This is a genomic window from Butyrivibrio sp. TB (assembly GCF_900110805.1).
Taxonomy (GTDB): domain Bacteria; phylum Bacillota; class Clostridia; order Lachnospirales; family Lachnospiraceae; genus Butyrivibrio; species Butyrivibrio fibrisolvens_C.
Genome location: NZ_FOER01000001.1, coordinates 253,773 through 267,840 on the forward strand (window position 1 = coordinate 253,773; position 14,068 = coordinate 267,840).

The 14,068-nt window shown below is 40.3% G+C and carries 12 protein-coding genes; all 12 read left to right on the forward strand.

Features of this window, described 5'->3' with window-relative positions; all coding sequences use genetic code 11:
* Positions 1-14 precede the first annotated feature (14 nt).
* The 12 genes from mutL to BMX21_RS01140 all read left to right on the forward strand — a co-directional run bounded on the left by mutL (position 15) and on the right by BMX21_RS01140 (position 13,992).
* Entirely contained in the window at positions 15-2,255 is a 2,241-nt protein-coding gene (gene mutL / locus BMX21_RS19600; RefSeq protein ID WP_242952839.1) for a DNA mismatch repair endonuclease MutL, read from the forward strand.
* Between the two features lie 19 nt (positions 2,256-2,274).
* Positions 2,275-3,198 carry a tRNA (adenosine(37)-N6)-dimethylallyltransferase MiaA gene (gene miaA, locus BMX21_RS01090; RefSeq protein WP_027204115.1) on the forward strand — a complete coding sequence of 308 codons (924 nt, stop codon included), beginning with the start codon at positions 2,275-2,277 and terminating at the stop codon, positions 3,196-3,198.
* 98 nt (positions 3,199-3,296) lie between these two features.
* Positions 3,297-4,598 (forward strand): methionine gamma-lyase family protein, encoded by a 1,302-nt coding sequence (locus BMX21_RS01095; RefSeq protein WP_092040257.1) that lies wholly within the window; start codon positions 3,297-3,299, stop codon positions 4,596-4,598.
* Between the two features lie 132 nt (positions 4,599-4,730).
* Positions 4,731-5,453: a RadC family protein gene (gene radC / locus BMX21_RS01100; protein WP_143057188.1), complete on the forward strand. Its 723-nt coding sequence runs from the start codon at positions 4,731-4,733 to the stop codon at positions 5,451-5,453.
* A 49-nt stretch (positions 5,454-5,502) separates the two neighbouring features.
* Positions 5,503-6,498 carry a rod shape-determining protein gene (gene mreB, locus BMX21_RS01105; RefSeq protein WP_022753893.1) on the forward strand — a complete coding sequence of 332 codons (996 nt, stop codon included), beginning with the start codon at positions 5,503-5,505 and terminating at the stop codon, positions 6,496-6,498.
* A gap of 4 nt (positions 6,499-6,502) precedes the next feature.
* On the forward strand, positions 6,503-7,372 hold the full coding sequence (mreC, locus tag BMX21_RS01110) for a rod shape-determining protein MreC (protein ID WP_022758501.1): 870 nt from the start codon (positions 6,503-6,505) through the stop codon (positions 7,370-7,372).
* A 41-nt stretch (positions 7,373-7,413) separates the two neighbouring features.
* Positions 7,414-7,932, forward strand: a complete 519-nt coding sequence (mreD, locus tag BMX21_RS01115) for a rod shape-determining protein MreD (protein WP_027205744.1) — start codon at positions 7,414-7,416, stop codon at positions 7,930-7,932.
* A complete protein-coding gene (locus tag BMX21_RS01120; protein WP_092040264.1) occupies positions 7,925-10,774 on the forward strand; it encodes a penicillin-binding transpeptidase domain-containing protein in 2,850 nt (949 codons plus the stop codon). The genes mreD and BMX21_RS01120 overlap by 8 nt, the downstream gene beginning before the upstream one ends.
* 25 nt (positions 10,775-10,799) lie before the next feature.
* Positions 10,800-11,930 carry an FtsW/RodA/SpoVE family cell cycle protein gene (locus BMX21_RS01125; protein WP_027215853.1) on the forward strand — a complete coding sequence of 377 codons (1,131 nt, stop codon included), beginning with the start codon at positions 10,800-10,802 and terminating at the stop codon, positions 11,928-11,930.
* A gap of 190 nt (positions 11,931-12,120) precedes the next feature.
* Positions 12,121-12,516 (forward strand): methylglyoxal synthase, encoded by a 396-nt coding sequence (gene mgsA, locus BMX21_RS01130; RefSeq protein WP_022753888.1) that lies wholly within the window; start codon positions 12,121-12,123, stop codon positions 12,514-12,516.
* Positions 12,500-13,462 (forward strand): D-alanyl-D-alanine carboxypeptidase family protein, encoded by a 963-nt coding sequence (locus BMX21_RS01135; RefSeq protein WP_022753887.1) that lies wholly within the window; start codon positions 12,500-12,502, stop codon positions 13,460-13,462. Before mgsA ends, BMX21_RS01135 begins: the two co-directional genes overlap by 17 nt.
* 110 nt (positions 13,463-13,572) lie before the next feature.
* The gene (locus BMX21_RS01140) at positions 13,573-13,992 is read left to right on the forward strand and encodes a hypothetical protein (protein WP_022753886.1); all 420 of its coding nucleotides are present in this window, start codon (positions 13,573-13,575) and stop codon (positions 13,990-13,992) included.
* Positions 13,993-14,068 lie beyond the last annotated feature (76 nt).

A 14,068-nucleotide genomic window follows, 5' to 3' on the forward strand; every position in this document is an offset into this window, starting at 1 on the left:
AAAAGGAGGGCTATATGGCGCAGATTAATATACTTGATAAAAATACCATAGATCAGATAGCTGCAGGTGAAGTTGTAGAGAGGCCTTCCAGCGTAGTTAAAGAGCTCGTGGAAAATGCCATGGACGCTGGCGCAAAAGCTATAACCGTCGAGATTCAGGGCGGAGGCATCGATCTTATCAGGATCACTGACAATGGCAGCGGGATAGAAAGAAGCGAAGTCAAAAAAGCTTTCCTTAGACATGCTACCAGTAAGCTTTCAAATATCGGAGATCTTTTTAGTCTTAAAACACTTGGTTTTAGGGGTGAAGCACTTTCAAGTATATCTGCCATAGCTCAGGTCGAGATGGTTACAAAGACTGCAAACAGCCTTACCGGAATCCGTTATACAATTAATGGAGGACAGGAAGGCGAACTTGAAGAAGTCGGAGCACCTAACGGAACTACGATCATAGTTCGTAACCTTTTTTATAATACTCCTGCGAGAAAGAAGTTCTTAAAATCCCCAAGAACAGAAGGAAGCTATGTGGCAGATCTTATAGAGCATCTTGCTATGGACAATCCCGATGTATCTTTTCACTTTATCAATAATAAAGATGACCGTTTCCATACATCAGGCAACGGCGATCTTAAGGAGCTTATCTACAGAATCTACGGAAGAGATGTGTCCATGGCTCTTGTTCCGATAAAGTGTGAAACAGACGGAATACAGCTTGAAGGCTATCTTGGAGAGCCGACTCTTAACAGATCCAACAGAGGTTTTGAGAACTTTTTTGTTAATGGTAGATATATTAAGGATCGTATGATATCACTGGCGATTGAAGAGGGATACAAGCAGTATCTCATGCAGCACAAGTTCCCTTTTTGTGTACTTCATATAGTGATGGATCCTGACCTTATCGATGTCAATGTTCATCCATCCAAGATGGAGGTTAAGTTCCAGAATCAGCACACTCTTTTTGAATTCATAAGGATCAATGTAGAGCAGGTATTAAAGTCCCACGAGATGATTCCGGAAGCTCTTCGCGATGAGCAGGAAGATCTGAGGGCTGCAGCTCTTGAAGCCAAAGCCAATACCAAGAGACTGGAAGCAATGAGACAAGAGGCCGCCCCTATGACAGGGAGCTTTCATGGCGAGTTTTCACAAAACGGCAAACAGATAGGTGCTAATATCTTCATGAATGAGAGTCGTGAGGATCCGACATCTACGCCCAAAAAGTCCAAAAACCTTGTGACTTTTATTGATGACTCGGATGAGGATTTGGCTGTAGCGCCTGTTTCATCAGGTGACAAGGATGCATCTGCAAGTCTGGAAGAAAAAAGCGCTTCTGCATCAGATAAGGATGCGCGTCAAAATCATGTAGAGCCTTTTGAAGCTTCAAGGTATGAGAAACTTCACAAGGAAGATATAAAGCCTGTATATATAAGTGATGTTGCAAAGGTTCCTGTCAGAGTTACAGATAATGATAAAAATCCTATCTGGTCGACTCATAATACAGAGAATCCTGAGCAGATCAAGTCCAATGAGAATCTGGTTCATAAAATCTTAGGAGACCCTGTCAAAAAGCCGGAAGATTATGAATCACCTATAATCAAAAAGTCTGAGACCACCATTATCGAAAAGCCTGTACAGATGGAACTTTTTGATACCAAGATGCTGACTAAAGAAAATAGGCGTCAGTATCACATAGTAGGTCAGATCTTTGATACATACTGGATCCTTGAGTTCAAGGACAAAATCTACATGGTAGATCAGCATGCAGCTCATGAGAAGGTCAATTTCGAGCACATGATGGCCAGATTTAAGAATAAAACCATGACATCACAGCTTATGGAGCCGCCTGTTATCATGACCTTTAGCTCTCAGGAGGAGGAGATGTTCCTGTCCTTCAGAGAATACTTCGAAAATCTTGGCTTTCAGATAGATGAATTTGGAGGCAAGGAGTATGCAATGCGTGCGGTACCACAGGATCTGTTTGGGTGTACCAACGCAAGGGAGATGTTCATGCAGATCCTTGACGAGCTGACACATGATTCAGGTCACAGAGAACCTGACGTAATCTATTATAAGATTGCCAGTATGGCCTGCAAGGCTTCTGTCAAGGGCAATACCAGGATGTCTGTAGAAGAGATGGAAGAACTGATCGATGAGCTTCTGACCCTGGATAATCCTTATAACTGCCCGCACGGAAGACCTACGATCATCTCTATGAGTAGGTATGAGATTGAGAAGAGATTTAAGAGAATAATAGAGTAAAGACTTAATAAGAAGGTATATGAACAAACTAATAATTCTTACCGGACCTACAGCAGTAGGCAAATCAAAACTATCTATAGAACTAGCCAGAAAAGTCGGCGGAGAGATAATCTCCGCTGATTCTATGCAGGTTTACAAATACATGGACATCGGAACCGACAAGATAAAAAAGGAGAATATGGGTGGTGTGCCACATCACCTTATAGATATCCTTGAACCTACACAGGAATTCAATGTAGTCCTTTTCCAGAAGCTTGTTAAAGAAGCCATGGAGGGAATCTATCACAGAGGCCATATCCCGATTCTTGTGGGAGGCACAGGTTTCTATATTCAGGCAATCCTGTATGATATCGACTTCACATCAACAGATGCTGATATGTCATACAGACATGGTCTTGAAGAGATAGCTAAGGTTAAGGGCGGTGAAGTTCTTCATCAAAGGCTTGAGCTTGTAGATCCCGAGTCCGCAAAGGCTATTCCTGCAGGCAATGTCAAGAGAGTTATAAGAGCGCTTGAATATTATGAAAAGACTGGTCGCAAGATCTCTGATCATAATAAGGAGCAGCACGAGAAGACCTCTCCTTATGACTTTAGATATTTTGTCCTGACAGACCATAGAGAAGTTCTCTATGAAAGAATTGATAAACGTGTTGACAAGATGATAGAAGATGGCCTTTTGGGTGAGTGCCAAAAGTTAATGACTATGGGAATAGAGCCATCTATGACTTCCATGCAGGGACTTGGATATCGCGAGATGATGGGATATATAAACGGAGAATATGATCTGGAACGCGCTATATATCTTATTAAGCGTAATACAAGACATTTTGCCAAGAGGCAGCTTACATGGTTTAGAAGAGAGAAAGATGTAATCTGGGTTGACAAGTCAGAGTATAATAGAGAAGATGCTCAGGTACTTGATGCAATTCTTGCAAGGATCTGAAAATCTATATGCCCGTGAGGTCTATCGACTGATAAGAATACCCGGGTGTTAAGTAAAAGTAATCATAGGTATGCTATTTGAAAGGAAGAAGTATATAAATGGCAGATTTTAACAGACAGGAGATGTATGCACAGCTTGGCATCTCTAAAGAAGTATATGAATATGGTGAAGCTATAGAACAGGATCTTAAAGCCCGTTTTGCCAGAATAGATGAAATAGCTGAATATAACCAGCTCAAAGTTGTAAAAGCAATGCAGGAAGCTAAAGTTCAGGAAGCATGCCTTCTCGGAACAACAGGTTATGGATATAACGATATAGGAAGAGATACTCTTGAAGAGGTATATGCACATATTTTCCACACAGAGGATGCACTTGTACGTCCTCAGATAACTTGCGGAACACATGCCCTTGCTCTGGCTCTTATGAGTAACCTTCGCCCCGGCGATGAGCTTTTATCCCCTGTTGGTAAGCCTTATGATACTCTTGAAGAGGTTATAGGCATAAGACCTTCAAAGGGATCACTTGCAGAGTACGGTGTAACATATAAGCAGGTGGATCTTTTGTCTGATGGCGGATTTGATTATGACGGTATCAGGGCTTCTATCAATGACAAAACAAAGCTCGTTACAATCCAAAGATCCAAGGGATATCAGACAAGACCTACTCTTTCTGTTGAGAGAATAGGAGAGCTTATCTCTTTTATCAAGGGAATTAAGCCTTCGATCATCTGCATGGTTGACAACTGCTACGGTGAATTCGTAGAGACTATTGAGCCTTCAGATGTAGGTGCAGACATGGTTGTAGGTTCACTTATCAAGAACCCCGGCGGCGGACTTGCTCCAATCGGCGGATATATCGCAGGTAAAAAAGAGTGTGTTGAAAATGCTGCTTACAGACTTACAAGTCCCGGACTTGGTAAAGAAGTTGGCGCTTCTCTTGGAATACTCACTCAGTTCTATCAGGGACTTTTTATGGCTCCTACAGTAACTGCAAGTGCTTTAAAGGGTGCTATATTTGCAGCTAACCTCTATGAGAGATTTGGTTTTGGCGTTCTTCCAAACAGCTCCGAAGATCGTTTTGATATTATACAGTCCATTACATTTGGTAAGCCTGAAGGTGTTATCGCTTTCTGTGAAGGCATTCAGAGCGCAGCACCTGTTGACAGCTTCGTGACACCGGAACCTTGGGATATGCCGGGATATGACAGCCAGGTTATTATGGCAGCAGGAGCTTTTGTATCAGGATCATCGATTGAGCTGTCAGCTGACGGACCTATTGCTCCTCCTTATGCAGTATATTTTCAGGGAGGACTTACATATCCTCATGCAAGATTTGGTATTTTAAAAACAGTTCAGTATATGCTTGATAAAGGGCTTATAACTAAGCAGCAGCTTTTATAACAGGCTCTAAAACCGCATGACTACTGCTTTTGCGATTTTTTTGCCCAAGAATGTATACATAAAAATTATTTTGTAGTAAAATTATTATGCTTTCTACTGCCCGGAGAGGCTCTATTGCTTGCAGGAGGAAGCATGAATAATAAAGGCAGGTCCCTTAGTCTTAAACTTCGAGACGGGACAGCAGTCAAAGAAGACCTTCCATTTGAGAAATTCCTAAAATACGGTCCGCAGGCACTTACTGATTCCGAACTTCTTGCTATCATAGTAAGATGTGGTACTAAGGATCATGATCCTATGCAGATAGGGCAGCAGATCCTGACAAGATGCAGACAATACGAAACAGGAATAGGCGGGCTCTATCAATTATCGGTTGATGAGCTTATGAAAATAGACGGTCTTGGACAGGTCAAGGCAGTGCAGATCAAGTGCATCGCAGAACTGTCACTAAGAATAATCCGCAGCAGGAAAAGTGATGTTGTTACTTTTCAAAGCTCTGAAGATATTGCAAGATATTATATGGAGCAGCTTCGGCACAAAGATCAGGAACATGTGATACTGATCGCTCTAGATGCGCGGATGCGCCTTATATGTGACAAGACATTGTACATAGGTACGGTATCGTCTTGTAGGATAAGTGCCAGGGATATATTCAGACAGGCGCTTATGACAGGGGCAGCGCAGATAGCACTTGTTCACAATCATCCCAGCGGTAATCCGCTTCCGTCAGATGCGGACATTGAGATGACCAGAAGAATACTGGAATTGGGACATATCATGGAGATACCTGTCTATGATCACATAATAATAGGTGACAGGCAGTATTCCAGTTTGAATGAAGTCTTAAACAGAAATTGACACAGAATTAAAGAAATGCTCAGCACAATTGATTTTCAGGAGGTCCACATTGAATAACGCTTTCGGTATCGATCTTGGTACTAGCACTATCAAGATTTATAACAAATCAACAGATTCTACGCTTGTTCAGAAGAACATGATCGCTATTCAGAACAAGACAACAGTTCTTGCATACGGTGATGAAGCCTACGATATGTATGAGAAGGCTCCAAGCAATATCAAGGTTACATATCCTCTCAATAACGGAGTTATTGCAGACATCAAGAATATGGAGATGCTTGTCAAGCTCTTTGTTACAGATGATATGAAGGGTGGTATCAAGCCGGCAGATTACTATATTGCAATCCCTTATGACATCACAGAAGTTGAGAAGAGAGCATTTATCGATCTTATCAGAGATTCTAATGTTAAGTCCAAGAAGGTCAATGTAGTATACAAGGCTATTGCAGATGGACTTGGAATGGACGTAGATGTTAAGAATTCCAACGGTGTTCTTGTAGTTAACGTAGGTTATGATACAACTGAGATATCAGTTCTGTCACTTGGAGGAATAGTTCTTAGTAAGCTTATCAAGGTTGGCGGACGTAAGTTCGACGAATCCATAAGAAGTGCAATACGTAAAGAATACAGCCTTATCATTGGATCTAAGACTGCAGAGAGCGTTAAGATCGATCTTCGCGAACTTGAAAAAGAAGGAAAGCCGGCTATTGTATACGGAAGAGATATTGTAACAGGTCTTCCTATAGAGCGTGAGATTCCTACTGATATTGTAAATAATGCACTTGTTGAGAACTTCGATACTATTCTTGATAATGTAAAAGCAACTCTTGAGAGAACTCCTCCGGAACTTGCTGCAGATATTTACAAGCATGGCCTCTATCTTACAGGCGGAGCTTCACAGGTTTGCCACCTTGCACAGAGAATCAGTAACGGTTGTGGACTTAATGTTAATATATCCGAAGAGCCGGTTGAATCCGTAACTCTTGGTCTTTCAAAAATAATCAAGGATGATCAGTACAAATCACTTGCTACGCTGAAGGAATGAGTAAATGAGTCCTGTGATAAAGAGAGGAGGAGATAAGTTTACCATCCCCGGTAAGTATCTCCTCTTTATTTTAACAATAGTGGCTGTCGCATTGATGGTCATAACACTTACAACAAGTCTTTTTTCCGGAATTGCCAATACGATTGCCGGATTTGTTGTGGTGCCTTTTCAAAGGGGAATAACAACTGCAGGTACATGGCTTATAAGTGAAGCTGACAAGCTTGAGACCATAGAAAGGCTTCAGTCTGAGAATGATGAGCTTCAGGCGCGTGTAGACCAGCTTACAGAAGAGAATATGCAGCTGACTCAGGACAAGTATGAGCTCAATACTTTAAGGCAGCTTTATGAGCTTGATGCTCAGTATGAGTCTTATGAGAAGGTTGGTGCACATGTAATAGCCAAGGATTCAGGTAACTGGTTCTATAGCTTTATCATTGATAAAGGTCTGGATGATGGACTTGCTATTGATATGAATATCATAGCCGGTGGCGGCCTTGTTGGCAGGATCACATCTATTGGACCGGACTGGGCCAAGGTTACAACCATTATTGCGGATAATTTTTCTGTAAGTGGAATGGTTCTATCGACCTCAGATAATCTGATAGTAACAGGTAATCTTGAATCTTATGAAAAGGGCGTTATCTCTTTTTCTAAGCTTCAGGACAGTGCTGATGTTGTTGTAATAGGTGATAAGGTAGTAACATCCAATATTTCAGATAAATATCTTCCTGAAATACTCATAGGATACATAACTACTATAGAATCGGATTCCAATAACCTTACAAAGTCGGGAACACTTACACCTGCGGTTGACTTCGAGCATCTTGATGAGGTGCTTGTTATAACTACTCTCAAGCAGACTGTTGAAGAATAAGATATTCATCACTTATTTTCGACTAAGCCTAGAGGTTTATAATGCGTAAATTCTTAGTTACTTTGATAATGATAATTACATGCTTTGTTCTGCAGACAGCTGTATTTAGATATTTTGCTTTTGGCGGGACAGTTCCGAACTGCCTTATGATCATTACTTGTTCAAGTGGTATCATGAGGGGAGAGAAGCATGGACTTTTAGCTGGTTTTATAGCCGGTCTTCTTGTGGACATATTTTTTGCTGATTTTATCGGTTTATATGCAATTCTCTACATGTATGCCGGATTCTTTGCCGGCCTGTTTCATAAGATCTTTTTTCCGGAGAATATAATACTGCCGCTCACACTTATAATCGTGGGTGATTTTATGTATCAGTTTTTGTGCTATGTGCTGATGTTCCTTCTTCGTGCGAAGTTCGATATCAGTTATTATATGGCTCACCAGATCATTCCGGAAGTTGTATATACTGCGATCATAGCTTTGTTACTGTATCCGGTTATACTAAAAGTAAATACCAAGTTAGATGACATAATCCAAAGGAGTGCTACTAAGTTTGTTTGATGATGTAAAAGAAGCAGTTCTCAAATTTATCACTTCAAGATTCACAGTTATCGCGCTGGTCATGATACTGGCAGCGAGCGGTATTTTGTACCGCCTTTTTGAACTGCAGATAATTAATGGTGAATCATATCTTGAATCTTTCCAATTACGAATAGAGAAGACCAAGGACATTCAGGCAACCCGTGGTAATATCTATGATCGTAACGGTAACCTTCTTGCTTATAACGAACTTGCTAACAATGTTGTAATAGAAGACGTCTATGAATCTGATTCCCTAAGAGATGAGAATATCAACGAAACGATCAACAAGGTCATAGACATAGTTGAGAGTAACGGTGATACTGTAGTCAATGATCTTAGTATACAGCTGGATGAAAACGGTGATTTTGAATATACTGTAGAAGGAACAACACTTCTTAGATTCCTTGCGGATATTTATGGCCATACTACTATTGACCAGCTTGCTTATGAGGAGAGAACTGCAACTCCCGATGAAGTTATGGAGTATCTTGGCAAGAAATTTGAGATAGGAGCGCTTACTGATCCTGAGGACAAGAAGAGTTTTGAAGTAGGATACGGATATACCAATGACAGGTTCCTTAAAGTTGTAACGCTCAGATATTATATGAGTCTTAATTCCTACCAAAAGTATATTGATACTACTATTGCAGAAGCTGTATCTGATCAGACTGTTTCTGATATCATGGAGAACAGTGACGTACTTCTTGGTGTAAGTATAGAAGAGAATACTGCCAGAAAGTATGTTGATGCGGAGTACTTTGCGCTGATCTTGGGATACACTGGTAAAGTTTCATCTACGGAACTTGCTCAGCTTCAGGCTGATTATCCGGATATGGATTACGATTCCAGTGATACAGTAGGTAAGTCGGGTATAGAACAGGCCATGGAATCAACGCTTCAGGGTACCAAGGGTTCTGAGACTGTATATGTTGATACAGTGGGTCAGGTACTTGAGACTACCAATTATGTTGAGCCAAGGTCGGGTAATGATGTATACCTTACTATCGACAAGAACTTGCAGGAAGCCTGCTATGACATTCTTGAATCAAGACTTGCAGGTATCCTTGTTAATAAGATTGTCAATGCCAAGACTGTAAGCACAACGGTCAAGACTTCAGATCTTAAGATCGCTATTTATGATGTTTATTTCAAACTCTTTGAAAACTCTGTTATTGATACAACTCATTTCACCGAGGATGATGCAAAGGAAACAGAACTTAAAGTACTTTCTGTGTTTAACAGTAAGCAGGAAGCAGTACTTGAAGGCCTTAGAAGCGAGCTCATGGAGAAACAGACACCATATAATGAGCTTTCGCTTGAATACAAGAATTATGAGACCTATATCACTACAATACTTCGTGATAATAACGTCCTTGTAAATGAAGACACTGAAGATGATACTTATGTAACCTATACCAAGGATGAGAGTATTTCTTTGTATGAGTATCTGCATTATGCAATAGCCCAGAACTGGATAGATATCACCAAGCTTAGTCTTGACAGCCAGTATACGGATTCCGAAGAAATATACGAACACATAGTTTCTTATATAACTGATAAACTTGGAAATGATCTTACATTTAGTAAGATGCTCTATCGATACATCCTTGAAGATGATCTTATCTCAGGAAGAGATTGCTGCAACGTACTTCTGGAGCAGGGCGTAGTAAAGCTTGAAGACAACGAATTAAAATCCTGGAATGCAGGTAATGAATCTGCATATACTTTTATCATTAATCGTATAAATAATCTCGAGCTTACACCTGCGCAGCTTAACCTTGATCCATGTTCAGGATCCATCGTTATTACTGATGTTAATACAGGTGATGTGCTTGCCCTTGTATCATATCCGGGATATGACAATAACAGAATGGCCAATGGTGTTGATGCTGAGTATTATGCAAAGCTTCGTGCAGATCTTTCTACTCCTCTTTATAATTATGCAACTCAGCAGAGGACTGCTCCTGGTTCAACATTTAAACCGCTTTCTGCAACAGCAGGGCTTATGGAAGGGGTTATAACAACAACCTCCAGCATCAGATGTACAGGTACTTTTGATAAATTTACCAATGGTCCTCACTGTTGGATATATCCGAGTTCGCATGGTGAACTTACTGTTTCCGGTGGTATTACTAATTCGTGTAACTGCTTTTTCTATGAAGTTGGATACAGACTTGGAAGTGAGAATGGAACCTACAATTCTGATAAGGGTCTTGAAATTCTCAAAGAGTACTGTGATATGTATGGTCTTACAGAAAAGAGCGGAATCGAGATAGAAGAAAGTGCTCCTATCGTATCTACCCAGGATGCGGTCAGATCTGCTATCGGTCAGGGTACAAACTCATTTACAACGGTTCAGCTTGCCCGCTATATTACAACAGTTGCTAATTCCGGAACTTGCTTCAACCTGACTCTTATAGATAAGACTACTGATTCTAACGGTAATCTTCTTCAGGAGTATTCTGCTACTGTAAGAAATACAGTTGATCTGCCCTCGAGCTACTGGGATGCAATTCATTCAGGTATGAGAGGCGTTGTTGAGAAAAGAAGTGACTATTCTGATCTTAACGTTCAGGTAGCAGGTAAGACAGGTACAGCGCAGGAGAGAAGTGATAGAGCTAACCACGCTCTGTTTGTAAGCTATGCTCCTTACAATAATCCGGAGATTTCTATCACAACGCGAGTGGCCTTTGGTTATACATCAAGTTATGCTGCACAGATAACACGTGATGTATATGATTATTATTACAATGTAGATGCAAGAGAAGAGCTTCTTGATGGTTCTGCTCAGTCCCTTGAAGGCGGCGGAACAGGAGATTGATTGTCTCTTGTAAAGAAAGACAGCTATGAAAAAAATCTTAGAATTTTTAAAACGCTATAAGTTAAGAAACTATGATTTCATCCTGATATTTCTGGTTGTATCCCTCTCTATTGTAGGTGTGGTTGCAGTTAGTTCTTCGGATGTATCATTGCAGAACAAACAGATAACAGGTGTAGTCCTTGGATGTATCGTGATGATAATAGTGTCACTTCTTGATTATTCCAAGCTCCTGAATTTCTACTGGGCTTATTATATACTTGCAGTCTTACTGCTTCTGGGAGTTCTGGTATTTGGTAGTGATTCGCATGGTGCGCAGAGATGGCTTGAGATTGCAGGAATTACATTCCAGCCATCAGAGATATCCAAGATACTTATAATACTTTTCTATGCCAAGTTTATTATGGTCAATCAGAAGAAGGTCAAGACTATGGGATTTTTATTTTCTGCCATAGGTCTTCTTATTCCTCCTATCCTTTTGATATTAAAAGAGCCTGATCTTTCTACTACGATCATGCTATGTACTATTTTTGTCATGATACTTTTCGTAGGTGGAATAAGCTGGAAACTTGTAGCAGGAGTTCTTTTGGCGGGTATTCCTTCTGCAGCACTTATTTTCTATCTGGCGCTTTTGGAAGACAGCCCTATTCTCAAGTCTTATCAGCAGGAACGTATTCTGGCATGGCTTCATCCTGAAGACTTCGCTGATACAACAGCTTATCAGACCATGAACTCAATGATGGCTATAGGTTCAGGCCAGCTTCAGGGTAAGGGATATGATACTAATGAGATAAGCTCTGTACTTAACAGCGGATATATATCAGAATCAAGTACAGACTTCATCTTTACGGTTATAGGAGAAGAGTTTGGCTTTATAGGATCTTGCATCGTAGTTTTTTTGCTTGTAGCGATCACTATAAAATGTCTTATAACTGCAGCAAGAGCCAAGGATATTGCTGGTTCTGTCATTGCTACAGGAATGGCAGTGTGGATTGGATTCCAGGGACTTCTTAATATTGGAGTTGCCACAGGAGCGCTTCCCAATACTGGTATCCCTTTGCCGCTGGTAAGCTCTGGTCTTACATCTATTGTATCCGTGTATATAGGAGTCGGATTTGTTCTTAATGTCGGACTTCAGCAGCTTAGAAAGTCTTACTGACTAAGATATGATAACAGATATTCAAAAGAGACAATTTGAATATCGGGATCATAATTATAAATAAAAATATAGTTTAGCTGCATCAACATTTTGTTGATAGCATAAATAGACATAATTGTATCAAATTTATTAGTAACAATACATTTTTGTGTTATAATGAATTTATGTATGGCAACGGAGGTTTTTAGTAATGAATATTGCACTGATCGCTCATGATGCGAAAAAGAAGCTTATGCAGAACTTTTGCATAGCATATAGGGGGATTTTAAGTCGTAATGATCTTTTTGCAACAGGAACAACTGGACGTCTTATAGAAGAAGTTACTAATCTTAGCGTACACAAGTTCCTTGCAGGACATCTTGGAGGAGAACAGCAGATAGGAGCAGCGATCGAACATAATGAGATCGACCTTGTTATTTTCCTGCGTGATCCGCTTACACAGAAGTCACATGAACCGGATGTAAGCAATGTTATGCGTCTTTGTGACGTTCATAATATCCCTTTAGCCACTAATCTCGCATCAGCTGAGTTGTTGATCAAATCACTTGACAGAGGAGATTTAGAGTGGCGTGAAATGTATAAATAAAAGACTTATTACCTTTGTAACAGCTCTTTTATCCATAGTATCACTTAGTGCCTGTGGATCATCGTCATATGCTATCCCGTATTCTCCGGATAGCGTTTACACATCCATTTCTTCCGATATGGTTGATACCTTTGCTTCTGATCTGTGTGTAGTCGGTTCCGATATTACAGACGGCAGCATTAGTATGTCTAAGAATTCGTGTGCAGGTCTTTTTGACCTGAACAAGAGAGAGACGTTGTTCGCTCTCAATGTCAATGAGCAGGTTGATCCTGCATCCCTTACCAAAATTATGACAGCTTTAGTAGCTCTCAAATATGGAAGCCTCGATCAGATATTAACTGCAACCGAAGCAGTTAATATTAACGAAGCAGGTGCACAGCTTATCGGCTTAAAAGAGGGCGATACCATGACACTTGATCAGGCACTGCATATACTTTTGATATACTCTGCAAATGATGCCGGTATGCTTATTGCAGACAATATTGGAGGTAGCGTCGATGCTTTTGTAGAACTCATGAATGAAGAAGCAAAAGAAATCGGTGCTACTAAGTGCCATTTTACTAATCCTCATGGACTTACGGCTGATGATCACTATGTTACGGCATATGATATGTATCTGATATTCAATGCTGCCATGCAGTATGACGAGTTTCAGGAGATCATTAATATGTCCACTTATTCAACAGTGTATTCCAGAGCTGACGCAAGCACTGTTGAAGTTAACATCAAGTCTACCAACGGATATCTTCGTGGTGACAGGTCTGCTCCGTCAACTATTACGGTCATAGGTGGTAAGACAGGAACGACCAATGCGGCAGGACACTGCCTTATCCTGCTTGCAAAAGATTCTTCGGGTAATCCTTATATTGCAGTTATAATGCGTGCGGAAGACGGCGATACTTTGTATAGCGAGATGACAGCCCTTCTTGAGAAAATAACATCCTAAAAGCATGAACTATTTTGGGTATTTTTTATAGGTTGTCATTTGACTATCATAAAGCTATAATAATTATATGAAAGTTCCACAACAAACTACATACAAGGGAGGTTACGCTTATGGTTCAGCTTATCGTAGGTAGAAAAGGGAAGGGGAAGACCAAATGTCTTTTAGACAAGGTCAATTCTGAAGTTAGGAACATTCTGGGCAACGTCGTATTTCTCGACAAAAACACCAAGCACATGTATGAATTGAATAATAAGGTTCGTATGATCGTAGTTCCTGAGTTCATGGTTGAGACTCCTGAAGAATTTATTGGTTTTATAAGTGGTATTATTTCACAGGACAGAGATCTGCAGCAGGTATATCTTGACAGTTTCCTGTCAATCTCCGGTCTTGAAGACAAAGACATAACTGAGACAGTTTCTAAACTGGACAAGTTAAGCGAAAAATTTGGAATCGATTTTATACTTAGCGTTTCTAAAGATGAAGACGAACTTCCCGAGTCTGTTCGATCTAAGATTGTTATTTCTCTTTAATAACAAAAATATATAAAAAATATACAAGTACAACAAAATATGAACTACTTGTGATTGAATTATCTGAAAAATGAAA